The organism is Streptomyces sp. NPDC004721 (assembly GCF_053601495.1).
Map to the genome: position 1 here is coordinate 1 of NZ_JBSGBZ010000087.1, position 23,297 is coordinate 23,297.

Annotated in this window: 18 protein-coding genes and 6 pseudogenes; 16 read left to right on the plus strand and 8 right to left on the minus strand. The window is 67.7% G+C overall.

Going from position 1 to position 23,297, the window contains the following annotated elements; translation table 11 throughout:
* Positions 1-175: 175 nt before the first annotated feature.
* The gene (locus tag ACWEK3_RS39095; protein ID WP_453251931.1) at positions 176-358 is read left to right on the plus strand and encodes a hypothetical protein; all 183 of its coding nucleotides are present in this window, start codon (positions 176-178) and stop codon (positions 356-358) included.
* A gap of 234 nt (positions 359-592) precedes the next feature.
* On the opposite strand, the pseudogene ACWEK3_RS39100 reads toward ACWEK3_RS39095, so the two are convergent.
* Positions 593-826, minus strand: a pseudogene (locus ACWEK3_RS39100) (rhomboid family intramembrane serine protease); the annotation flags it as partial.
* Positions 827-869: 43 nt separating this feature from the next.
* Between ACWEK3_RS39100 and ACWEK3_RS39105 the strand changes: the two are divergent.
* A pseudogene (locus ACWEK3_RS39105) lies at positions 870-1,434 on the plus strand (integrase core domain-containing protein).
* On the opposite strand, the pseudogene ACWEK3_RS39110 reads toward ACWEK3_RS39105, so the two are convergent.
* Positions 1,416-1,826, minus strand: a pseudogene (locus ACWEK3_RS39110) (IS982 family transposase); the annotation flags it as partial. The pseudogenes ACWEK3_RS39105 and ACWEK3_RS39110 sit on opposite strands and share 19 nt — an antisense overlap.
* A 445-nt stretch (positions 1,827-2,271) precedes the next feature.
* Here ACWEK3_RS39110 and ACWEK3_RS39115 point away from each other — a divergent pair.
* Both ACWEK3_RS39115 and ACWEK3_RS39120 read left to right on the plus strand, forming a co-directional pair.
* A complete protein-coding gene (locus ACWEK3_RS39115; protein WP_453251932.1) occupies positions 2,272-4,023 on the plus strand; it encodes an alkaline phosphatase family protein in 1,752 nt (583 codons plus the stop codon).
* A 520-nt stretch (positions 4,024-4,543) separates the two neighbouring features.
* A complete protein-coding gene (locus ACWEK3_RS39120; protein ID WP_390878769.1) occupies positions 4,544-5,698 on the plus strand; it encodes an alkaline phosphatase family protein in 1,155 nt (384 codons plus the stop codon).
* A gap of 841 nt (positions 5,699-6,539) precedes the next feature.
* Here ACWEK3_RS39120 and ACWEK3_RS39125 read toward each other — a convergent pair.
* The gene (locus ACWEK3_RS39125) at positions 6,540-7,340 is read right to left on the minus strand and encodes an IS5 family transposase (RefSeq protein ID WP_453251933.1); all 801 of its coding nucleotides are present in this window, start codon (positions 7,338-7,340) and stop codon (positions 6,540-6,542) included.
* 221 nt (positions 7,341-7,561) lie between these two features.
* Between ACWEK3_RS39125 and ACWEK3_RS39130 the strand changes: the two are divergent.
* The 3 genes and pseudogenes from ACWEK3_RS39130 to ACWEK3_RS39140 all read left to right on the plus strand — a co-directional run.
* Positions 7,562-7,699: pseudogene (locus ACWEK3_RS39130) on the plus strand (transposase); the annotation flags it as partial.
* A 235-nt stretch (positions 7,700-7,934) separates the two neighbouring features.
* Positions 7,935-8,126 carry a hypothetical protein gene (locus ACWEK3_RS39135; protein ID WP_453251934.1) on the plus strand — a complete coding sequence of 64 codons (192 nt, stop codon included), beginning with the start codon at positions 7,935-7,937 and terminating at the stop codon, positions 8,124-8,126.
* Between the two features lie 135 nt (positions 8,127-8,261).
* Positions 8,262-8,726: pseudogene (locus ACWEK3_RS39140) on the plus strand (transposase); the annotation flags it as partial.
* A 339-nt stretch (positions 8,727-9,065) separates the two neighbouring features.
* On the opposite strand, the gene ACWEK3_RS39145 reads toward ACWEK3_RS39140, so the two are convergent.
* Both ACWEK3_RS39145 and ACWEK3_RS39150 read right to left on the minus strand, forming a co-directional pair.
* Positions 9,066-9,599, minus strand: a complete 534-nt coding sequence (locus ACWEK3_RS39145) for an SDR family NAD(P)-dependent oxidoreductase (RefSeq protein ID WP_453251935.1) — start codon at positions 9,597-9,599, stop codon at positions 9,066-9,068.
* Positions 9,600-9,692: 93 nt separating this feature from the next.
* Positions 9,693-9,923 (minus strand): hypothetical protein, encoded by a 231-nt coding sequence (locus tag ACWEK3_RS39150; RefSeq protein WP_453251936.1) that lies wholly within the window; start codon positions 9,921-9,923, stop codon positions 9,693-9,695.
* A gap of 319 nt (positions 9,924-10,242) precedes the next feature.
* Here ACWEK3_RS39150 and ACWEK3_RS39155 point away from each other — a divergent pair, with 319 nt between their 5' ends.
* From ACWEK3_RS39155 to ACWEK3_RS39170, 4 genes are all read left to right on the plus strand, one after another.
* Positions 10,243-11,709: an ATP-binding SpoIIE family protein phosphatase gene (locus tag ACWEK3_RS39155; protein WP_453251937.1), complete on the plus strand. Its 1,467-nt coding sequence runs from the start codon at positions 10,243-10,245 to the stop codon at positions 11,707-11,709.
* 208 nt (positions 11,710-11,917) lie between these two features.
* Positions 11,918-12,085 (plus strand): hypothetical protein, encoded by a 168-nt coding sequence (locus ACWEK3_RS39160; protein ID WP_450547521.1) that lies wholly within the window; start codon positions 11,918-11,920, stop codon positions 12,083-12,085.
* An 81-nt stretch (positions 12,086-12,166) separates the two neighbouring features.
* Positions 12,167-12,913, plus strand: a complete 747-nt coding sequence (locus ACWEK3_RS39165; protein WP_453251938.1) for a DUF721 domain-containing protein — start codon at positions 12,167-12,169, stop codon at positions 12,911-12,913.
* Positions 12,914-13,204: 291 nt separating this feature from the next.
* A complete protein-coding gene (locus ACWEK3_RS39170; protein ID WP_453251939.1) occupies positions 13,205-14,086 on the plus strand; it encodes a hypothetical protein in 882 nt (293 codons plus the stop codon).
* A gap of 524 nt (positions 14,087-14,610) precedes the next feature.
* On the opposite strand, the gene ACWEK3_RS39175 is transcribed toward ACWEK3_RS39170, so the two are convergent.
* Positions 14,611-14,772 (minus strand): hypothetical protein, encoded by a 162-nt coding sequence (locus ACWEK3_RS39175; RefSeq protein ID WP_453251940.1) that lies wholly within the window; start codon positions 14,770-14,772, stop codon positions 14,611-14,613.
* A gap of 443 nt (positions 14,773-15,215) precedes the next feature.
* Here ACWEK3_RS39175 and ACWEK3_RS39180 point away from each other — a divergent pair, with 443 nt between their 5' ends.
* Both ACWEK3_RS39180 and ACWEK3_RS39185 read left to right on the plus strand, forming a co-directional pair.
* The gene (locus ACWEK3_RS39180) at positions 15,216-15,791 is read left to right on the plus strand and encodes a DUF1990 family protein (protein WP_453251941.1); all 576 of its coding nucleotides are present in this window, start codon (positions 15,216-15,218) and stop codon (positions 15,789-15,791) included.
* 729 nt (positions 15,792-16,520) lie between these two features.
* The gene (locus tag ACWEK3_RS39185; protein ID WP_450547525.1) at positions 16,521-17,180 is read left to right on the plus strand and encodes a DUF6461 domain-containing protein; all 660 of its coding nucleotides are present in this window, start codon (positions 16,521-16,523) and stop codon (positions 17,178-17,180) included.
* Between the two features lie 286 nt (positions 17,181-17,466).
* Here the strand turns inward: ACWEK3_RS39185 and ACWEK3_RS39190 are convergent, their stop codons facing one another.
* Together ACWEK3_RS39190 and ACWEK3_RS39195 are read right to left on the minus strand one after the other, a co-directional pair.
* A complete protein-coding gene (locus ACWEK3_RS39190; RefSeq protein ID WP_453251942.1) occupies positions 17,467-17,838 on the minus strand; it encodes a hypothetical protein in 372 nt (123 codons plus the stop codon).
* 811 nt (positions 17,839-18,649) lie between these two features.
* Positions 18,650-20,737: a protein kinase domain-containing protein gene (locus ACWEK3_RS39195; protein ID WP_453251943.1), complete on the minus strand. Its 2,088-nt coding sequence runs from the start codon at positions 20,735-20,737 to the stop codon at positions 18,650-18,652.
* Between the two features lie 1,172 nt (positions 20,738-21,909).
* Between ACWEK3_RS39195 and ACWEK3_RS39200 the strand changes: the two genes are divergently transcribed.
* From ACWEK3_RS39200 to ACWEK3_RS39210, 3 genes and pseudogenes are all read left to right on the plus strand, one after another.
* Complete coding sequence (locus tag ACWEK3_RS39200) at positions 21,910-22,203, plus strand: hypothetical protein (protein WP_384437489.1); 294 nt, start codon at positions 21,910-21,912, stop codon at positions 22,201-22,203.
* 54 nt (positions 22,204-22,257) lie between these two features.
* Positions 22,258-22,470: pseudogene (locus ACWEK3_RS39205) on the plus strand (IS982 family transposase); the annotation flags it as partial.
* Between the two features lie 52 nt (positions 22,471-22,522).
* The gene (locus ACWEK3_RS39210) at positions 22,523-23,083 is read left to right on the plus strand and encodes a hypothetical protein (protein WP_453251944.1); all 561 of its coding nucleotides are present in this window, start codon (positions 22,523-22,525) and stop codon (positions 23,081-23,083) included.
* Positions 23,084-23,297: the final 214 nt, after the last annotated feature.

Genomic DNA, 23,297 nt, shown 5'->3' on the forward strand with positions numbered 1-23,297 from the left:
GCCGCGGCGATCTGGCACAACCACAAGACCGGACAGCCGGTCATGCGATCCCTGATCGCCTACGACCACTAATCACATCGGAATGACTCGTCTAGCTCGCCACCCGCTATGTGGTCGCCCGAGAGCGGGCCGAGGTGGGCGGCGACTGGTACGACCCTTTCCGCTGCCCGACGGGTTGGCGATCCTCGCCACCGGCGACGTGGTCGGCCACGACCTGGTCACCGCGGTCCGCATGGGCCGGCTGCGCAACATGCCGTGCGACGCCCTGCCGGACAACATCGCTCGCTTCAGCGGCTCGTACTCCAGGAAGCTGCGCGTCTCGATGGCGAGGTTGCGCATGTCCTCACCAGAAGCGTGATCCGTCGTCGCCTCGAAATGCCACTTGTCGTCGGGGGGGGGGGCTTCTCGCCTGACGGGGTGTCAGGGAAGTCGGCAACGAGTCAGCATGAGCTCTGCTGGACGCTCAAAGATCTGGCAAAACATGCAGGTAGTTGAATCGCTCAATGACCGGCGGCTGACTCGGAAGTGCAAATGTCTCTTGTGCAAAGTCATCCAGATCTTCCTTGCCCTGCCCGGCCCCTGGCGTGCGGCCCTACCAGGCTCGTCGCGCCTGTCGTCCGATGAGGATGCCGCCCGGTTCGGGTGGTGGGGGAGTGCCCGGCTTGAGGGGCCAGGCGAGCAGCATGCCGGCGATGAAGCTGACCACGTGGGCCGCGTAGGCCACGGTGCCCGCCTCGGCGACGGCCTGGCCGGTGGAGTAGAACGCCTGGAGCACGAACCAGAAGCCCAGTACCACCCAGGCCGGCAGCCGCAGCGGCAGGAAGAGGCTGCTCCGCGGGGATGCGGCGAAAGACGCTGAGCTTCTCGTCCTGCGCCACGAGAACGCGGTGCTGCGCCGGCAGCTGGCCAGACCGGTTCCGCTACGAGCCAGTCGATCGGTTCTGGTTTGCTGCCCTCTCCGGTCTGATACCTCGGTGTCGCTGGCGCGAGGTCTTCCCGGTCACTCCGGGCACCCTGCTTGGCTGGCATCGCTGATTCGTCGCCGCGAAGTGGGACTACAGCGCGCGCGGGCGCACCGGTCGGCCGCCGACCGCGACGGTGTTCAAGAGCCTCGTGCCGCGATTCGCCAGCGAGAATCCGCGATGGGGCCACAGGCGCGGGCGCCTCGGATGAACGCCCACTGCGAGCGCGTCATCGGCAGCCTCCGCCGCGACGTACTCGATCACATCCTCGTCATGGGAGAGGCGCATGCCCGGCAGGTGCTTGCGTGCGGCCTACCAGAGGCACCACAACGAGCATCGGCCCCACCTGGCGCGCAACCAGCTACCACCCGATGCCCAGAAACAGCCCACCGCGATAGACAGCGGCGCCCACAAGCTGCTGCGCACCCGGATCCTCGGCGGCCTCATCAGCGAGTACAGATACGCCGCGTGACCTGCGGCGACGACTTTTCGAGCGGCACAGGGGCGGGACATCCCGCACGGCACCGGGGTCGAGTCGGCGATCCATACGGTGTCGTGCCAGAAGTCCGTGTCCTTCGCCAGCATCCGGATCACCCGCTTGATCCGCGGCAGCGCGGCCCGCAGCCGTTTGTTGTAGCCGGAGTCCTGCGGGATGAACGGGAACAGGTGCCGGTAGTGCGCTCGCACGTGCCGCAACCAGCGGGCCCCGCAGTGGAAGCCCAGCAGTGCCTGCATGACGGCCAGGAACAGCAACTCCGAGTGACTGAGCTTCGGCGGCCGTCCGGGCAGACGGCCGATCCCGGCCCACTAGTCGTCGATCTTCACGTACAGTGCGGTCACGAGGGTGTTCAGTTCTGTCGTCACAAACGGATCTTGAACACCCTCTCTTCATGCCCGCAGGCATTTGGACAGACTCATCTAGCGGTCGCCCAACGCGCCGTCCAGGACGTCCAGTACCTCTCCGCCAGCTCTCGTCCATACACCGTTCTGCGATGTGCTGAACACCAACTCAGCGCAGGCGCTGGATGACATCACTTGACACTACCTTGGGCGACCTTGCACGGGCTTGACCGATCATTCATCCGTATGTTCTGCGGCCACGCTTCCGAAGCCGTGAGACGCGGCTAAATTCCCCAACATGTTCAGAAAAGTTGTGGCCCCTTCGATGTGGGCTGCTCGTCGTGTCCGGTCCAGCCTGATCCTCGGGACGGCGATTTCGCTCCTGGTGACCGGAGCCTCCCAGGCGATATCCGCACCGCTCCCCTCAGCGACAGCGCAGAGTTCTTCTGCCCAGTCGAGTACGACGTCATTGTCTCTGGCATCTTCCACGGTGGTCCAGGGCGGAACGTTCACCGTCAACTACTCGGCGTCCGCCACCGATCTCAGCCCCTCGAACTGGGTCGGGATCTACCCGAAGGGGTCGAACAGCTACGCGGTCTGGCGATACACGCCGGACGCCAGCGGTTCGGTCACCTTCGACACCTACACGCTGGCCCCGGGCGCCTACGACGTCTACCTGTTCCACGCCAACGGCTACACCCACCTGGCCGGCCCCGTCGAGCTCACCATCCAGGCCGCTCCGGCGCCGCAGCCTCCGACCGGCCCGCTGCCCGAACCCGACACCGGCTCCGGGCCGAACCTGATCGTCAACGGTGACGCCGAACAGGGTGAAGGCACCCAGGTCGGCGTGGACACCAACACCGTTCCCGGCTGGAAGGCCACCGGCCTGCTCAACGCCACCGCCTACGGCGCGAAGGGCGGCGAGGGCATCCACGACTACCCGACCCCGGCCAGCCCTGGACCGAAGAACCGGGGCAAGAACGTCTTCTCCGGTGGCGGCGGCGGCATCAGCACCGGCACTCAGACCGCCGACGTATCGGAGGCCGCAGAGCGCATCGACCACAAAGACGTCACCTACAACCTCACCGGCTGGCTCGGTGGCACCGGAGCAATCACCGACAACGCCACCGTCACCAGCACCTTCCTGGACGCCGACGGCACCGCACTCGGATCGGCGACGCTGGGGCCGGTCACCCCAGAGAAGCGCAAATACACCACCGAGCTTCTCCCCGAACAGGCCCTGGGCAAGCTTCCGGCCGGCACCCGCTCGATCCGCACGGTGATGACCATCACCGGACCCCAGCCGTACGACCGCCTCGGCCACGGTCAGGGATACGTCGACAACCTCTCGCTGAAGATCTCCACCCCCGTGCAGCCGCCCCACCCGGCCACCCCGCCCAAGGCCCAGGTGCCCGGCTACGACCACGTCTTCTACGTCATGATGGAGAACCGGGACTACAGCAACATCATCGGCAACAAGGCCGCGCCGTACATCAACAGCCTGGTTCCCAAGGCCGCCAATCTCACCGGCGCCATGGGCGAGGTGCACCCCAGCGACCCCAACTACGTCGCCGCTGCCGGGGGCAGTCTGTTCAACGTCAACAGCAACTCCCCGTTCTCCAGCACTGTCGACGCCCTCCACATCGGTGACCTGGTCACCAAACACGGCGGCGACTGGCGCGGCTACATGCAGAACGCGAATGGGCCGTGCGACACCGCCAGCCACGGCGCCTACAGCATCGACGACCAGCCCTGGTACTTCTTCAAGGACATCAAGGACAACCCCGCCAACTGCAAGGCGCACCTACTGCCGCTCACCCAGATGAGCACCGACCTGCAGAAAACATCGACCACTCCGACCTTCTCCTGGCTCAGCGCCGACGACTGCTACGACATGGAAGGCTGCGGCACCACCGCCGGCGACACCTGGCTCTCCCAGACGCTGCCGACCATCTTCAACTCCCCGGCATGGAAGAACCAGCGCTCGCTGCTCATCCTCACCTGGGACGAGGACGCCGCCGACGGCCAACAGCACTTGCAGAACGTCCCCACCCTCGTCCTCGGCTCGCAGGGCGTCAAGGCCGGCAGCACCACCGCCGCCCGCTACACGCACTACAACATGCTGCGCACCATCGAAGCAGCCCTGCACCTGCCCAGCCTCACCAAGAACGACCTGTACGCCCAGCCCATCAACGACATCTGGGACCGCCCCCGGGACTGACGCCACCTGGCATCATCGGCTGAATTGAACGTTTCCCCGTGGGCCCGACAGCAACCCGGACGGGGCCCCAGGGGCACCAGAGACTCACCCGACCTAGCAACCAACTCGCAGCCTGCGTACCCGGATTACGCAGCGGAGTCATCGCTCATCGGAGCAGGCGCAGGAGCGCGAAGGTGTTGGTCGCGGCGAGGCAGGCCAGACGTAGTAGCACGGAAGACCACGATGCCGTCGATGTCCGGTGCCCGGCCTGGTCTTCATCAAGCTCGTCGCCCTGGTCAGCGGCTGAGAACGGGGCACTCCTGAGCCCTCGTTGTCGGCCACTACCCGACGCCCGCGGCGAGATGGTCACCTACCTGGACAGCCGCGGAACCCAGAATTGACGAGCTTCTGTCATTAGTCGATCTTGCCGCGAGATTCACTCCCCGTTCTCTCGCGGCGCCTCACTCTGGTTGGCCGGACTTGCCAGTCCGCCACCCGGCCTTGACACACAGGAGAAACAGATATGGGCACAAAAGCAGCCGTGAGCCGGAAGATCGCTCTGGGAGCCGCCGCAGCCGTGGCCGCGGCGAGCAGCGTCGTCGCTGGATCGGCCTCCGCGGCACCCGCACAGCCGGGGACTTCCGAGGGCGCCCCGAAGCACATCTTCTACATCATGATGGAGAACCACGGGTCCTCCCAGATTATCGGCAACAAGACCGATGCTCCCTACATCAACCAGTTGACTTCCCGCTACAACGTGGCGACCAACTTCCACGGGGTCACCCACCCGAGCCTGCCCAACTACCTGTCCATGTTCTCCGGTTCGTCCCAAGGCATCTGGGACGACTGCAAGGCGGGGGCGAACGTCACCTGTGCGCCGGAGGAGTTCGTGCCAGGTTCGGGTGACTCGACCGACTCCGCGTCGCTGACGCCGGGGCAGGTGGCCAGCGCGAGCAAGACGCCGCACATGTTTTCCGGCAAGAATCTCGTCGACCAGCTGGAGGCGAAGAACCTGTCCTGGAAGGCGTATATGCAGTCCATGCCGGAGGCTGGCTATCAGGGCGAGTACGCGCCGACGGTCAACGGCACGACGGTGAACCTGTACGCGCAGAAGCACAACCCGTTCATGTACTTCTCGGACGTCAACTCACCGGGCAACCCCAGGCTCCAGCGGGTCGTCCCGTTCGAGAAGAACTTCGACGCGGACCTGGCCGCGGGCACCGTTCCCGCCTTCAACTGGATCAGCCCCGACCAGTGCCACGACATGCACGGCATCTCGCCGAGCAGCGCAAGCCTGATCGGCCTGCCTGCCTGCGGCTACCCCGCTTCCGGACTGGACCACGGCGCGATCAAGCTGGGCGACCAGTTCCTCAAGGACACGGTCTCCAAGATCATGAAGTCCAGGACCTGGCAGACGTCCAACTCCAGCATCGTCATCGCCTGGGACGAGAACGACTACTCCGGCTACTCCGGCGGGCCGGGCAGCCCGGTGGGAGCGGGCGGCACGGTGCTCGGCGGCGGAGACGCCCCCCTGCTCGTGATCAACTCCAAGGCCGGTCCGCACAAGATCTCCGATACGCGGGCCGACCACTACACGGTGCTCGCGACGATCGAGCGGTTGTGGCACCTCGGCTGCCTGGAGAACACCTGCTCGCCCCGGACGTCCGGCTCGTTGGAGAACCTCTTCGCGAACTGAGGCTCCAACTTCCCTGCGCCCCAGTCCCCGGGGCGCAGGCTGACAACCCCGACGTCCTGCTAATCATCGTTCGGCCGGATGTCACGTACGGTTCCGTGGGAGCCCGGGGGTGAGATTCCCCCGGGCGACCCGACTACTAAACGACTGATTCGCAATGACCAGTGGAAACCGCCCAGACTTGCAGGAGCCACTCCTCAACGCCTTCGTAGTACAACTCGTGTCCGACGAGCGCTTCGGCCTCTGTCCGACCGCGGCAATAGGCCCTCAGCCGGTAGGAACCTGGTCCGCCAACCGACAACGGGTGCTCAACTGGGCCACCGTCCCACTCGCGGAGGCACACAGTCCCGGTGCTGGTGCGAAAGTCCGCTTCTTCGACTGCTTCCCACAAGTCCTGCGGGTCTGGCTCTGCCAGCCATGCTTCGACGCGCACCAATGGGTAGAAGTCGTTGCCGCCAGTGCGGAGGAGCGCGCCCGGGCCTGCCGGTATGACGATGCGGGATGAGCGCGCCCATCCGTGAGGGAGTTGGAGGTTGTCTTCCTGGTCGACCAGTTGGAACTGGCGGTATTCGATGCGGGGCTTTGCCCCGTCGATGGCGGCACGAGGCTGGGGGGCGGACATGAGCTTTCCTTCCGAGCTTGTCTATCGCCCTTCCCGGCCCGAGCTGAGTTTCGGGCCGGGGAGTGTCGTTGTCACGGCGCGGCTGCGCTACCGTCGGCGAGGTCCTACTGGATCACGATGACGTAGAAGGGGTGGGCGTCGAGCACTCGCTGACGGTCGTAGAACTGTCCGAGAAGGCGTCCGGCTGCCTGGTTGTCACCTGAGTGCCCGTCCATGAACTGATCATTTCGGGGTTGCAGGGGCGGTGACGCGGGCGACACGGCGTCGCATCAGGATGATCATCGACCAGTGGACCATGGCCTCGTGGTGCTCGGGTAAGCGCTCGTAGTCGCGGACGCACCGGCGGCGCTGGCAGATCCACGACAGGCTGCGCTCGACCACCCAGCGCCTCGGGAGCACCACGAAGCCCTTCGCGTCGTCACTGCGTTTGACGATCTCCAGGGCGACGTGGACTTTGTCCTTGGCCCAGTCCACGAGCTTGCCCGCGTAGCCGCCGTCGGCCCACACCAGGACGACCCGCTCGTAGAGGTCGCGGAGCAACTCCAGCGCCGGGCGGGCGCCGTCGCGGTCCTGCACGTTCGCGGCGGTCACCAGCACGACCAGGACCATACCGATCGTGTCCACGATCACGTGGCGCTTGCGCCCGCCAACCTTCTTGCCCGCATCCCATCCCCGGCTATCGGCGCCGACAGTCTCCGCGGCCCGTACGGACTGCGAGTCGATGACCGCCGCGGACGGTTCCTGGTCACGCCCTTCAGCCTCGCGGACCTTCTCGCGCAGGTCGTTGTGGAGGGCGAGGGTGAAGCCGTCCCGGCTCCACCGAGTGAAGGTCGCGTGCAATGTCTTCCAGTGAATGCCGTAGTCGACGGGCAGGTTGCGCCACTTGTTGCTGTTGTCGGCGACGTAGCAGATGGCGTCGATGACCAGGCGTCGGCAGTACTCCTCCGGACGCCCGCCGTTGCCGTCCAGCCAGGTCGGCCAGGGCAGCAGCGGCGCGATGGCCTGCCACTCCGTATCCGTCATGTCCGTGGTGTAGCGGCGCGGACGGGCAGGACGGCCGGCCTGTCCCGCCACCGCGAGCGCGCACAACAGCCAGCAGCACGACTGCGACTACATGAGTAAGCGCCGCGCGGGAACACCGTCCGCACCACATGATCCACCCATAGCGAAGATCAATATCCCGTCCTTCCGGGCGGGCCGAGCCGTCATGCCCGCAGGGTCCTTGACAAGCACCCGAGGACAACTGGCTCCAGGTGCTGACCGAGATCAAGAACCGCGGCACGGAAGACGTCTGCATGGTCGTCTGCGACGGCCTCAAGGGCCTCCCGGACGCGATCGGGGCGGTCTGGCCGCAGGCGATCACGCAGACTTCATCCGTGCACACTCCTTGGTGGCGGGAATTCCCCGCCGGTCACCGCGCCAGCGGGAGAGGACCTATGCAGACGCGTTGCCTTCGAGGCCCCCATGCAGACCAGTCCCTCCCGCTGGAGGCGGGCCACGAACTGGCCAGCGGGAGTCGCCCCGGTCACCCGGTCTTCCGGCCGCACCCGGCAGGTCCGCTTCCGCTATGCAGCCAACAAGCGAATGCGCCACGCGGTGGACTGGTGGGTCTTCAATATGGCTCGCGAAGTGCCCTGGGTGCGCGAGGCATACGAGCAGGCCAGGTCCCGCCGTCAGCCCCACAACCGCGCTATCCGCGGCCTCGGCGCCCGCTGGGTCCGCGTCCTCTGGCGTTGCTGGCAGGACCACACCCTCTACGACCCCGACCTCCACCTCGGCAACCGCGCGGAGGGCGACCTGACAGCCTGAAGGCCTCCTGGGCCGTCTGACCGAAGCCGCGGGACGATCACGTCACCGACCCTCGGCTCTTTGGCATGCGCGCAACCCCTGCCGAAAGAACAAACGCCTCGTGATCCACAAACCGGAAGGTTGACAGGGGGAGCCTGCGTCGTTCACCTGCTGCGGGCGTCGTTCCGTTACGCGGCCCGGCAGGACTGGGACAAGATCTCGAAGGCGCTCAAGCCGGTCTACACGGCCCCGACCGAGGACGCCGCCACGGAACGGTTCCTGGAGTTCAGTGACGCCTGGGGCGGGAAGTATCCAGCGATCGTGAGGCTGTGGGAGAACGCCTGGGCCGAGTTCGTGCCTTTCCTTCAATTCGACACAGAAATAAGGCGAGTTGTCTGCACGACGAACGCCATCGAGTCGGTCAACGCGCGCATCCGCAAGGCCGTCCGCTCCCGCGGACATTTCCCGAACGAGCAGGCAGCGATCAAGTGCGTCTACATGGCCGTCATGAGCCTGGACCCGACGGGGCAGGGCCGCAAACGCTGGTCACAGCGATGGAAGGCCGCACTCAACGCCTTCGAGATCACCTTCGACGGTCGGCTCTCCGCCGCCCGCCGCTAACCCACTAACAACTCCAGAACCACGTTAACTTTACAGATGCAGAGCCGACGGTCACATGACGATCGTTGCCCTCGACGAGCCCCAAGCCAGGATTGGAGGGACGCCGCGACCAGCACGCTGGTCGCGGCGTCCGCCGGCCACCGCCGTACTGGCGGATCAGGGATCAACGATGGTGGGATGGGGAGGGCCGGGACGGCGTCACACGGTGAAGACGCGCTCGACTTCGTCGCGCTGCGTGTGCAGGTCCCAGTAGAGGGGGGCGACCTCCTCGGCCGAGGCCGCCGGTACTCCGGGCGGGCCGTCCGTGCCGATCCACACGCCGATGGCGACGTGCGCCGCCTAGACGCCGGTGTCGGCCAGTTCCTTGTGCAGGCTGAGTACCCAGTTGCGCAGCGCGGCCTGGGCGGCGTTGAGGGTGCCGAGCATCGGAGTGGGGTCGACCGAGCCGGCGCCGTTGGTGTAGAGCAGGGTGCCCGCGCCGGCCTCGCGCATTGCGGGCAGCACGGCCCGTGTGGCGGCAATGGCCCCGTAGAGCAGGAAGTCCATCGCCCACTGCACATCGGACGGGTTGGTCTCGGACGGAGCGGTGAGCGGCGTGGATTCGATGTTCCCGGCTAGGGAGTACTCCAGGACGTCGATGCCGCCGAAGCGGGTGGCGGTGTCCTTGAGCGCCTGGGTGAGTGCATCATGGTCGAGTACGTCCGCGGGGAACGCGGCGGCGGTGATGCCTTCGGCGTCGAGCTGGCCGACCAGGTCGTTGAGCTTGTCGCGGTTGCGGGCGATGAGAGCGACGTCGAAGCCATGGGAGCCGAAGGTACGGGCGATGGCCAGGCCCATACCGGGGCCGGCTCCGACGATGGCGATGCTGGGCACAGTGAATCCTTTGCTGGGAAACCCGTTGGGAAAGGGGTGGATCAGGCGACGGTGAGCGCGATCTTGCCGAGCGTGCCGGCGCCGAACGCCTCGTCAGCCTGCTCCATGCCCGGCAAGCCGGGACGGCAGCGGGGCATCCGCCGAGACGACCATGAGGTAGCCCGTGGGCTCGGTGGCCGCGTCCTGTTCGCTGGCCTGGCTCATGTCCTTCGTGACGGACTCGACGTGCCCTGTAGCTTCCAGGTCGAACATGTCGGAGGAGATCTTTACCTTCTTCCCTTTGCTGATCAGGTCCTTTTGGTAGCTCTGCAGGTAGCCGTGCACGGGCGGCCGACCGGGATCGTCATGGCCTCGCCTGTCACCTCCTGCCCGATGCGCATGGAGACGCTGTCCACGCGGGCGGGGAAGCCTTCAACGAATCCGCGTCGGTGTCGTTGGGTACCTCGGCCGCCGCAGCGTTGAGCGCGATACCGACGGCCTTTCTCTCTGGTGACAGGAGCTGGTCAATGTGGCATGCCCCCGCTTATTCGCAGGCTCGGGGATGGCATCGAGGGCCTCGGCCCGGTTGAGGTTCCGCGCAGACCTGTATCGAATGGCAGCGCCATGTGAGCCCTGCTACACCAGAGAGATGGGGAGGTGTGGCATGCCTCGTGATCTGGCTAAGGGGCTGACCGCGCTCCTTGCTGCAGTAGCAGTCCCGCTCGCCGTCTGCCTGCTCCTGCTGCCCGTCCGAGCGATCCTGTCCGACACCAACGCGGTCCTGATCCTGATGTTGGTCGTCGCGGCGGTGGCTGCTCTCGGCAACCGTGGGGCTGCGGCCCTCACGGCCCTGTCTGCCGCCGTGTGGTACGTCTTCTTCTTCACCACTCCGTACGAAAGCTTCACCCGCTTCAACAACTCGGACGACATTGTCACCGCCGGGTTGCTGCTCGTCGTCGGCCTTGCGGTCTCTCATCTGGCTCGCCGCTACAGCCGCGAGCGCTCCATCGCTACAACGCTGCAGCGCGCCCTGCTGCCCCGGGTGCTGCCGGACACCAGCACCGTCCGGGTGGCGTGCCGCTACGTGCCGGCCGAGGCCGAGGTCGGCGGGGACTGGTTCGATGTGATCCCTCTCCCAGGCCACCGCACCGCGCTGGTGGTCGGGGACGTGGTCGGCCACGGCCTGCGCTCCGCGGTCACCATGGGTCGGCTGCGCACCGCGGTCCGTAATTTCTCCACCCTTGACCTGCCGCCCGACGAGCTACTGGCCCGCCTTGACGACGTGGTGAGTCAGATGGATGCGGAGGCGGGCACCTGCGAGGATGGGACCGCCGGGGCTACGTGCCTGTATGCGATCTACGACCCGGTCTCCCGCATCTGCGCGATGGCAAGAGCCGGTCACTTTCCGCCCGCCATCGTCTATCCGGACGGCCGCGCGGAGCTTCTCGACCTGCCCGCAGGCCCTCCGCTTGGCGTAGGCGGCCTGCGCTTTGAGGCCATTGAGCGGCAGCTGCCGGAGGACACGCAGGTCGTGCTCTACACCGACGGGCTCATCGAGGACCGACAACGCGACGTCGGGGCCGGCCTGAAGCTGCTGTGCGACACGCTCTCCGGCGCGGGGATCGACCCGGAGGAGACGTGCCAGACGGTCCTGGAGGCGGTGCGACCCGCCCGTCCAGTCGATGACGTTGCTCTCCTGATCGCTCGCACCCATGCGTTTCCGCATGACCGTATCGCCGAATGGGACATCCCGGCCCTTCCCGCCGCGGTGCCCGCCGTACGCGCCGAGGTGTTCGCGAAGCTGGCCGACTGGAATCTGGGGGAGACGGCATTCGCTACCGAACTGATCCTCAGCGAGCTGGTCACCAATGCCATCCGCTACGGGGCGCCCCCTGTCCACCTGCGCCTTCTGCGCGACACCAGCCTGATTGTGGAGGTCAGTGATGGCAGCAGCACCTCCCCGCACCTGCGCTACGCAGCGGCCATGGACGAAGGCGGTCGCGGGATCTTCCTCGTCTCCCAGTTCGCCGAGCGGTGGGGAACCCGCTTCACCCCCACCGGGAAGATCGTGTGGGCCGAGCAGTCAGCCCCATCGGTTCCCGTCGCCCCCGTCCTGGCATCGGCTGCGTGACCCGGCCTGACTGCCCGCAGCCGAGGGACTGCTGCCCTGGCCAGCCTCCGAGAGGGGAGACGCCCCCTTCGGGGTATCGCCGTCCGAAGATCGGATTACTCAATGGCCGAGTCAAGTCGGCGTGTCGCTCACCTTTGGCGGTCGGCTTGTAGCCCCGCTACCTCAACCCTGCTCTTGCCGAAATTCACATCCATGCTGGTCAGGCAGCATGTCGGTCCTCGTGGATGGTGCCGCCGAGTCGGGCCCGTCGTCGTATGTCCAGGTGGGCGATCCGGTCTGGGTCCTCGATCGGGGCGGGAAGCGGGTGGAGGGGACGGGCGTTCGCGAGGCCCTGGTGTGGCCGGTGCTCGTTGTAGAACGTCTCGAACTCGCGTAGGGCGTGCAGGAGGGGTGGTGCCGGTCCCAGATCAGCGTGCGGTCCAGCAGTTCCCGCCGGCAGGTCTGCACCCACCGCTCCATGATCGAGTTCATTCTCGGCATCCGGACGCTGCTGGGTACCACCTGGATGCCCGCGTCGTTCAGGACAGTGTCGAAGAACTCGGGGAACTTGCCGTCCCGGTCCCGGATACTGAACGTCGCCGCCGTGGCCTTCCACCCGGAGTCCGGGCAGCTGGACCTGCGCCCGGACTCTCCCGCGTACGCCACCCAGCTCCGGCTGCTCAGCGCCCAGGTCATCACCGCGGCAAACGACGCGGTCGGCACGCAGGCGGTCCGTGCAGTCCGGGTCCTGGCCGTCGGCGCGGCGGGCCCGGCACTTCGTGAGACGTCCGCTGCCCCCGTGCCTGCGGCTGGGCCCGAGGCACCGGTGAAGACCCGCGAGATGGCGTCGCCCGGCTTCCACCAGGCGCTCGCCGCGCATCAGTCCGCCGCGCCCGCTCAGCGGATGGACCCCGGGATCGCGCAGGCGGTGGCACGCCAGAACGCCGCGCTGCGCGAACTCAACCGCCGCGCCTTCCTCGAGCTCGACGTCGCTCCGGAGGATGCGCCGGCCCCGATCGAGGCGGCTCGCGCCCAGCGCCGCCGCCAGGCTGCCGCAACCGAGGCCGCCGCCCTTCGCCGGGCCCGTCAGGAGCGGGCGGCCAGGGCATCGGGCCGTGAGACGTCGGCAGTACGAAAGTTGGCGCGCGGAGGGACGGGTGTGGCTCACGGTGCGACGCCGTTGGCACGACGGCGCGGAGGGGGAGGGTGGAAGGCGTCGTGGTGAGCGGGGACCGGCCGGTGTTGTGGGCTGAGGCGGTCAGGAAAGCGGCGGGGTGCGTGGTGGTGCTCGCCCTCACGTGGACCGCTTGGGAGTTGGTCGACAGGAAGTCCAAGGTGGCCGCCCCCAGGGCGACTGACAGGCCGCTTCGAGAACTTCAAATTCCCGTACAACCGCCCCCACCGGTGAGGGATCTGATCACGTGAGTCAAACAGACTCCACGATCATCGGGCCCCGCGCCGAGACGGACCGCGAAGAACGATCGGCGCCCGGCCCCTTTCTCCACCTGGGGAACGCATGCGTATACGAGCCACTGCGGCCGCCATCTCCGGCGCCCTGGCCCGCACCGCCCAACTGCTCCTCGTCCTCGCCCTGTTCGCCGCCGCGGGCGGAACCCTCACCGGCTGCGGCCCGGAGGTCCGCGTTCGTCAGGGCGCCGACGCCCGCGCTCGTCAGGTCGCCGACGCCTGGGACGGCTCCGAGGCCGCCCGGGCTTGGCGGAAGGGCTACCACCCGATCGGAGAGACTGTCGACCTGCCCGAGGACGCCTTCCACGACATATCCGACAAGCAGGCCTACGAGGCCCAGAACTTCGCCCTGCGCGGCCAACTCCCCGCCACGCCACGGAAGGACGGCCGGGTGAAGTGGGAGAACGGGGGCTCGCTCACGTTGCCGCTGATGGAGGCGCGGCAAGCGTACGAGGCAGTGGCCCGCGGCAGCAACGACGGACCACACTTGACCGTGACCGAGGTGAAGCTGGGTGAGATGACCCTGGCCACCAGCCGCGGCCCGGCGACCGTCCCGGCCTGGCTTTTCACCCTGGACGGCTACGACACTCCGCTCAAGCTGGCCGCCGTCCGTCCCTCGAAGCCTCTCACGCCGCCGGTCAAGCCGGTCGCGGACGGCGGGGGCACGTTGCAGCTGGTCAGGACCGCGAGGGACGGCCGGTCCGTCACGGTGCTCTCCGGCCACGGGGCCTGCGACGACGGTCCTGTCGTGGACGTGCTGGAGACGGACGGGAGCGTGGTGCTGTCCGCTTCCGTCGTCGGGACGAAGGAGGGTCCCTGCACCGCGGACCTGCTGCTGGAGGAGGTGACGGTGAAGCTGAACCGGCCACTCGGCGACCGTCTGCTCCTGGACGCGTTCACCGGCCGGCCGGTGCCGTACGAGCGGTCGTAGGGGGACTCATCGATCGATGCGGCAACCCATCAGACCGCACATGCGGCTTTCGGCCTCAAGGGCAACGGCCAGCGCTACGAGCTGCCGAACGATGACGCGTGGGCAGTGACGATCGCGGAGCGGGGGCGCGTGACCCCGAGGGCCGCGAGGACGGCCGCTGCGTCACCTACCGGACGCCGGTCGGCAAGGTGGGCCCTGGCGAGGGACTGGGAGAATCGGGCCTCTTTCCCCCACATGTCCCCCAACAACGGCAGGGGCAGGGAGAAGTGCAGGCCACCGATGGTGGGCACGGCCCGCTGTAAATCTGCCGGCTCAGCCTTCCAAGGTTCGAATCCTGGCGCCGCCACACTTTGGAGTATCCGCCCCTGACCAGCGAGTTTGGTCAGGGGCGGATCTCTTTTGCGATCACTTCCTCTCCCCGCCGTTCCCCGCTGGTCCCTGCTCTGGCACGCGTGTGGCACGGCCCAGCGTGTGCTGTCAGTCCGGTGCTTGACTCGGGATGCAGCTCAACGCCTACGGCTCGATCAATGGTTCATGGTGCCGCCGAGGAGGAGAAGCAGCGGGAGCAGGATGCCCATGAGGGTGAGTGCTACGACAGTGATCAACAGGAGGATCACCATGAGTGTCCACCCAAAACGGCTACTGGCCTCCTGAAGCCTGCCCTGTACCGAGTCCTTGTCAGTCACTGAACCCCCTGCCAGGACTCTACAGAGCGGTCGGCGTAGCGACTTTGGCCGGGAGTTTCAATGACCGCGTCAAGGTCATGGGTCGCACCCACCAGCGCTGGCGGCACCTCGCCTCGGAGATCGTCTGTGCCCCAGCCGACGAAGGTCAGCCACGACGGCGGGCACGCCGACTGATCAGGCGCGCGTGTGCCTCGCTGCACCCCCACCGGCCCCATGCCTGCCCCACAGAGGCAAGCATGCCTCAACTCCGCGTGCTACCTGCACGCGCAGAGAGCGCGACACGCTAGATCAACTAGAGCTTGCCCAGAGCGGATTCCTTTGGCCCTTAAGGCAACAATTCCCGGCACTCCGCCGTGGAACGACCTTCTGGCCGACCGTCGACCGTGCGGAGGGGCACCGCCGCGTTACGATCACGGCCCGCCCGCACGCCCCACAGGAGCGTCATGCCCCACAACCGTACGAGACGCGGCCCGTCAGCCGGCGCACTCACCTACGGCCCGGCCGGGGCGACCCGACCCGCCGACGAGCCATGGCTGTCGGGGAACACAGGTCTGCGCCCCTATGCCCGTACCGTCGTCATCGGCCGCGGGGAGGCGGACTGGCAAGCCGCGGCGGCCGCGGTGCTGCGATGGGGCGTCAAGCGGCGCAGCGGCTTCGCAGTCAGTGGCCGCGACGGTGCAGGGGAGCGGGTCGTCGAGGGGGCGGAGTACCAGGTCACTGCGGCATTCGGTCCATGCGTGGTGCGGGAGCCGGTCCGGGTCGTCGCCGTCGTCGACACCCCGGACCGCTGCGGCTTCGCCTACGGCACCCTGCCCGGTCATCCCGTCAGCGGTGAGGAGGCCTTCATCGTCCACCGGTCCCCCGACGGCACGGTCGCGCTGACGATCCGCTCCCTGACCGGTGCCGCCCCACACGGGTGGTGGCGCCCGGTGTTCCCGGTGCTGCTGGTCGCGCAGCGGGTCTTCCGGCGACGTTATCTGCGCGCCCTGCTGCCCGGTGGGGGAGCGGACGTGGAGTGACCCGCCGTCCTGCACCCGGCGCGGGACGGCGGGCCGAGGCCGCCCCGGTCAGCGGATGGGCCGGCCGTCCAGGTGGCGGTGGAGGGTGACGGTGGGCCGCTCGTCACCCTTGGGGGCGTTGGCGACGGTGTCAGTGCGTCCAGGACGTGTGTCATCTGGGCTTTCACCGCGTCGGTGTCGGGCTGTTCGAAGACGGTCCGCAGCAGCAGGTCGGTGTCGCGAGCGCCTCGGATGCGGTCCTTGCAGCGGGCCCAGAAGCTGTGGGCCCCCGCAGTCGAGAGTTCGCAGACCTCGTCGGCAGCACCTTTCGCGCCGCCGAGGCTATTGGGCCTCCGCTCCCAGTGACAGCATTCTTCCTCCCCGACGAACCCGGCTCCACCAGGTGACCGGCGGCCGCTGGTTCCCGGAGCGCTGCTGCGTCGCCAGCGTGGGCCGGCCATTAACCGCCCCCGACACGATCAGCGGACGTCAGGCGCTGCCCCGACCTCCATCAGCATCTGAGCGCTGGGCCGTCTGTGGGCCGTCCGAGGCGGCCGACGGACGACAGATGACGACAGTCGACGACAGCCCTTCCCCTGCTCAGAAACGGTGCTTCGGGTCCCGGTGCAGGTACCCATCAGTGAAGCAGAGTTGAGAAAGAACTGATCGAGTGCCGCATGCGCCCTTGACTCGATCATTGAAACTCCCGGCCAAAGTCGCTACGCCGACCGCTCTGTAGGGTGCGGCACCATGACTGCTGACGTGCCTCGGGGCCCGAAGCGTAGCGACGCTGCGAGGTGGGAAGACCTCGTCGCCCGATACGCGTGGGCCGATGCGGATGAGCCCGATGCGTACACCTTCTCCGTGATTACGGGAAAAACGGAGAGCGAGGTGATTCGGGCATTCGGTGGCGATCCCGGGGCGTCGCGGCTGATGACCTCCGCCGAGACCGCCGGCGAGCTGGCGGCTCAGCTCTATATGGAGGACTACGAGCTGCTTCAAGTGGTCACCGTCGACCGACGCGTCATCGCCATCGAATGGGGCTACCACGGCAGCATCCCGGAGATCGCCCGACGAGCGTCCGCTGGCGGAGGCGAGTTCTTCAGCGTCTACCGCAGTGTGAACGCCCGGTACCAGGTCATGCACGCCCTTGATGGCCGCGTAGAGGGCATGTTCGACCCCTTCGAGCTGGAGGACGCGGAGTGGATGGACCCGGAACCGGAGGTCCCCGCCTGGGCAGAAGGGGTCGCCTTCCACATGGAGACCCTGTGCGCCGAGTCCTTCGCGCTCATGGAACGCACCATGGGCGTGGCCGTCGATCCCGGGTGGATGGACATGGCGCTTCACACTGTGCGGCTCACCTCACCCTCCGAGCTCTTCGGTCAATCGGAGGCGGCATGGCTCCCATGAGCGCGGTTGCGATGGGCTGATCTGCCAAGAGGACAGCTGCTGCCTGACATCAGCGGCTGACACCAGCAGGCGCGAACAGCGACGGTAGGCGGCGAACCTCAACGGACGATCAGGCCCAAAGCCGGTTGGTCGAGGCCAGCGACTCCCCGTGATCGACCTGATAAGGATGAGGCCAAATCTCAAAGTCGGCATCCGGCACGGGCGGCGTCCTCGCTGGTGGACGGCGCCCGTCGGCTTGACTCGGCAATTGAGACTCCGCCGCCCTCAACGGGCACGGTGGCCAAACTCAGCCAGCACCCGGCGGGTCTGCTTCTGTTGGTGCGCCACGGCCTACGGTCAACGACCAACGCACGGCTGAGGACGCTTCGACGGACACGTCTCCACTGCGCTCCGCCCCGGACAGGGCCACCTCGTTGGAGACGGTACTGACCTGGTCAACGCCGCACTCCAGGGGGAAGGAGACGTGCACAGGCCGCACCGTCACCGTGATCTTCCCCTCGCCCTGGCAGCTCGCCGCGATGGTGAGCGCGTCACCTTTCCTGCCCTTGCCGTAGGGAATGCTGGCGTTCCCTGTGGTCACCTTCTGGCGGCCGGCGAGTGATACCCCAGGGTCCAACTCCGGCGGCTTCAGCAGGGAGGGCTGCGCGGTGCCGGGCACGGTGCCAGCCGTTGCCGGGACCGGCGTCGTGGAGCCTTGAGGCCGCGTGGGTTGCCCGGCGTCCGAATGATCCGTCGTGCACGCGGACAGGAGTACCGCGGCGCACGCGATGCCCACCAGTGCACGGGTTCGGCAAGACATATCAGCTCTCCGAGACAGTCCAACCGACGTAATGCGGCGTGTGGATGATGACCTTGCCTCCGCTGTCCGGCAGGCAGCTGTCGAGATCCTGTCAGCGCTCCTGGCGAACCACCAGCCTTCACGTCCTTTCTGAGCAAAACCTGAGCTAGCCGATCAACCAGCGCGCGTATGGATGACCAGCCCGACGCATGCCGGGCACGGCCTCGGCCACCCCGAGGTCTCATGGCGGGGGACGAGGCCGGTCGCACGAAAGCCGTCAGTCAGCCCTCGCAGCGGAGCTTTGTGGTCCCCAGGAGGGACGTTCCGCGACACCCCCGCTCGGGCCGTCTCTGGGCCGTGCGAGGGCGCTCAACGACGACTAACGCTGACAACCACCGACAGCTAAGTCGCAGGTCGCAGCGTTGATCGACTACACGGCCGCAGGTCAGAGACCCGGCCCTTCACTTCTTCGGCTACTGACCGCAGTTGCCGGCGCTTGCCACGCCCATTGAGACTCCGCCGACCTACGATGCCGCTTTAGGCGGCAAGTCGGAGACATGCCGAGTGTGTCGGAGGTGTACCGCGAACTGCGTTTCAGCACAGATGCTCGCGTGCGGCGGCGACCAACAGCCGAAAACCGTCGGCCCACCGCGACCCACTTGACTCCGCCGCCCCGAGTGAAAAGGGGAGGCTAGAACTTGATCACCGACACCGAGGCCGAGCCGGAGTTGGCCGTGTAGGCCCGGCGTCCGTCCTGGGAGACCGCCACCCACACCGGGTACCCGCCGACATCGATGGGGTGGCCCACGGTGCGGTTGGTGGCGGTGTCGATCACCGACACCGAGTCCGAGCCGGCATTGGCCGTGTAGGCCCGGCGCCCGTCCCGGGAGACTGCCACCCCGACTGGCTTCTTGCCGACATGGATGGGGTGGCCCACGGTGTGGTTGGTGGCGGTGTCGATCACCGACACCGAGTCCGAGTCGGCGTTGGCCGTGTAGGCCCGGCTTCCGTCCGGGGAGACTGCCACCCCGGCTGGCTTCTTGCCGACATGGATGGGGTGGCCCACGGTGCGGTTGGTGGCGGTGTCGATCACCGACACCGAGTCCGAGCCGTAGTTGGCCGTGTAGGCCCGGCCTCCGTCCTGGGAGACCGCCACCCACGCCGGGTATCCGCCGACATGGATGGGGTGGCCCACGGTGCGGTTGGTGGCGGTGTCGATCACCGACACCGAGGCCGAGTCGGCGTTGGCCGTGTAGGCCCAGCGTCCGTCCGGGGAGACTGTCACCGCGACTGGCTTCTTGCCGACATGGATGGGGTGGCCCACGGTGCGGTTGGTGGCGGTGTCGATCACCGACACCGAATCCGAGCCCTTATTGGCCGCGTAGGCCCGGCCTCCGTCCGGGGACACCGCCACCCCCTGCGGCTTGTCGCCGACGGGAATGGGGTTGCCCACGGTGCGGTTGGCGGCGGTGTCGATCACCGACACCGAAGCCGGGCCGAAGTAGTTGGTCGCGTAGGCCCGGCGCCCGTCCGGCGACACCGCCACCGCGCCCGGGGATTTGCCGACCTGGATCGAGGACACGGACGGTGCGGTGGGACCGAAGGAACGGGACTGGGCCAGGTAGATGCCGCCGCCCGCCGCGGCAAGCGCCACCAGCGCCACCCCCGCAATGAGCCTGGCCCGTCGGTTTGTGGGCCGCGGCGGGCGGGGCCGCAGCCGGGCCTCGTCCCCTTTGTGCGGCAGCGGTTTTAGGGGTGGGCCGGTCGGTTCCTCCGGCTCGGCCGGCGACAGGACCTCGGTCGGCGGGGCCGATTCCTGGGGGCGCGGCGGCTTCGAGGCACAGGGCTGCTCGGGCGGCGGCACCTTTGGTGCGCCCGCCGGTTGCTGCACAGGGGACGGGTGGGGCTGGTCGGCGATGGAGGCGAGCCGCCGGGCGGCCTCCTCACCGTCCATCCTGTCCGCGGGGTTCTTGGCCAGCAGCCCGAGGAGGACCGGGGTCAGCTCCGTCGCCCGGCGCGGCGGGCTCGGGGACTCGAACAGCAGGGCGCTCAGCGTGGCGAGGGCGGTGTCGCGGTCGAAGGGGCCGGCCCCCTCGAGGGCGTAGTACAGGGTGGCCCCGAGCGAGAACAGGTCGGCGGCAGGGGTGGGCGGCTGACTGTTGGCCCGCTCCGGGGCCATGAAGCGCGGCGTCCCGAGGATCTCCAGGGTGGCGGTCAGGCGGTCCTCCCCGGAGCTCGGCTCCAGCGCGATGCCGTAGTCGGTGAGCATCACCTGGCCGCCGCCCTCCGTCGGATAGGAGGGTTGGGGCCCCGGATGGGTCAGCAGGATGTTGGCCGGTTTGACGTCCCGGTGCAGGACGCCGAGCCGGTGTCCCTCCAGCAGGGCGTCGAGGACCGCCAGACCGATCCGGGCGACGTCGCCGGGCGGCAGCGGCCCCCGCTCGCGCACCACCGCCTCCAGATCCATGGCACCGGGCACGAACTCCATGACGATCCACGGCAGGCCGCCCTCCTCCACGATGTCGTGCACGGTGACGACATGCGGATGGTTGCGCAGCCGGGCGGCGTGCCGGGCCTCGCCGCGGGCCCTCGCGATCCGGGAGCTCACCTCGCATTCGGGGACGTCCGGCGGCAGAATGATCTCCTTGAGCGCGACCTCGCACGCCAGTTCCTGGTCGTACGCCAGCCACACACGTCCCATGCCGCCGGTACCGAGCCGACGCAGAAGCCGGTAACGTCCGGTGATCACGCGCCCGGCGGCCTCTTGCGCTCCTGTCATGGCACTCCTCTTAGGACGGCCAGCAGGGGTTCCTCGGCGAGCGCTGAAGGGGCTCTCTCCACGTATCGCATATCGCTCGAAGAACGGCAAGTCACCCAGAACGGGTGCAGCCCGCGTATGTTCCGCGCGGCGGTGTCGGGATCAGGAGCGGGAAAGCGCGAGCGCCGAGAAATTGCCGGGCCATCCTGGACAAGGGGTGGCACCGCCTCGAACTCGCCCTTACCAACGCCGCCCGATACACGAGCACGCGCGTGGTGTGAGTCAACCCCGCATACACGTCGCAGCGGTGCTCCGCCTGCGGCTTCGTCACCGAAGGAAACCGCGAGAGCCAAGCGGTCTTCCGGTGGATCCACCGCGTAATGCCTGATCACGTGACGTGATCGGTTTCCCGGTGGATATCCCGGGTCCGGGCAGGGGGCATTTCCGGATGGCCCCTCCGGTGGCGGGTTCTCCAAGGTCCTTCACGCCGCGGGCAGGCAGGGTGCGCGGTCGGTCAGGAGCGCAGGCGGTGGCCGCTGCCGTCCACAGCTGTTCCAGCGCGTCGCGCCAGGGCCACCGAGCCGGGAAATGCCAGGTCAAGGTCCGTGCCCCAGCGGCCAGCCGGGCCGGGACGCCCCGATACGACCGCGGAGACCGTCGTGGAGGGCCGGCTCCGCACCGGCGACGACGGCTACTTCTCCACCGTCGACCGCAAGAAGGACCCCATCATCCGCGGCGGCTTCAACGTCCACCCGCGCAAGGTCGAGGCGGTTCTGTACGAGCACCCCTTTGTCGCCGAGGAATTGAGGGTCTCCGTCCGCGACCCGGTCGCGCGCCGTACGAGTACCCGCGCGAGGCCTGGCCCGTCGACGCCCTCCCCAAGGGGCCCACCGGCACGATCCTCAAGAGGCGGATCGCCGTTCCCACCTCGCCCTGACGCGCGGTGTGCACCCCACCCCGAGGGGGAAGGGTCGGTGGGTCGAGGGTGTTTGTCAAGCCCCGAATTCCAGGGACATGACGCAGTGCGCCGAGCCGGGGTCAATTGAGACATGGGTTCACGCAGAGCAGGTGGCCCACCGGGATGGTCCGGACGGTGTTGACGGGACGTATATCCCGCGGCCGCCCCGCCGGAGAACCGGCAGGACCGTTTCGACACATTCCTTTCCCACCATTTCTCACCAAGGAGATTGACCATGGCCCGCACACCTCGTACACGGCGTCTGGCGATCCTCACCGCTTCCGCCGCCCTGGCCGCGGGAGGCGCGCTGATCCCCACCGCCGCGTTCGCCGCCCCGGCCCAGACCAGCGCCGTGGCCACGCAAGCACCCCAGCAGGAGGCCAAGACCGTCAGCGGTTACGCCAATGATATTGACGTCACGACGTCCTCGTCGGACTCGCAGTCCCAGTCGTACACGGTTACGCCGAACTACTACTCCTACTCGGACTCGCAGTCCTCGTCGTACTCGGAGAGCGTGTCCTACTCCTAGACGAGTCTGTCCACATGCCTGCGGGCACGAAGAGAGGGTGTTCAGGATCCGTTTGTGACAACTGACCTGAACACCCTCGTGACCGCGCTGTACGTGAAGATCGACGACGAGTGGGCGGGGATCGCGCGTCTGCCTGGGCGGCCCCCGAAGCTCAGTCACTCGGAGTTGCTGTGCCTGGCGGTGATGCAGGCGATGCTCGGTTTCCACTGCGAGGCCCGCTGGCTGCGGCACGTGTGCAAGCACTACCGGGACATGTTCCCGTACGTATTCCGTCTCATCCCGTCCCCTCCCTCGCGCCACCACATGGGGGTACCCGCGCATGTCCACGCCTTCTCGGGGCCAGCAGCCCGGTCAGCCGCAGCAGCCGTTCCAGCCGCAGGCCCCGGAACCTCACCAGAAGAAGAGCAAGGGCAAGACCTGTGCCCGAGCCGGCTTCCTGGGTGTCGTCGGCATCCTGGTCATCGCCGGCGCGATCTTCGCTGCTACCGGCGGCAAGTCCAGCAGCGGCACTGCCAAGAGCCCGGCCGCCGCACCCTCGGACGCCGGCAACGGCTCCACGGCCTCCGCCTCGCAGTCCGCCCCCCAGAAGGAGGCGCCGCAGACCGTCACTTACGTCGTCACCGGTACCAGCGGCGCCGACGTGCAGTACGGCCCGGCCGGGTCCTCCACCCAGGGCAAGGTGCCGATGAGCGTGACCAGGCCGCTCGAGAACTCGCAACACTACGCGATCACCGCGCAGCTTCAGGGGGGCGGCCATGTCACCTGCCAGTTGAAGGTCAACGGCAGGGTCATCTCGCAGTCCACCGCGTCGGGCGGCCACACCATCGCCTCCTGCGAGATCAGCAAGGACACCTTCAGCGACAAGTGGACCCGGTTTTGAAGTGGCTCTCGCTGTAGGGATTGTCGTTGCTGGTCTTGGGGCGTGAGTGGCTCCTGGCCACCTGATCTCCTTCGAGGATGCCCCGGCCTTCAGGCCGGGGGGAATCGAACGATGCCGCAGCTAGCCCCAAGGCCGTGAAGTTATGGGCCTGGCGGGGTTGTCCAGGGGGCCGTGGGCGGCGGTTTCGGCGGACATGAGGAGCGGAGCCCCGGTA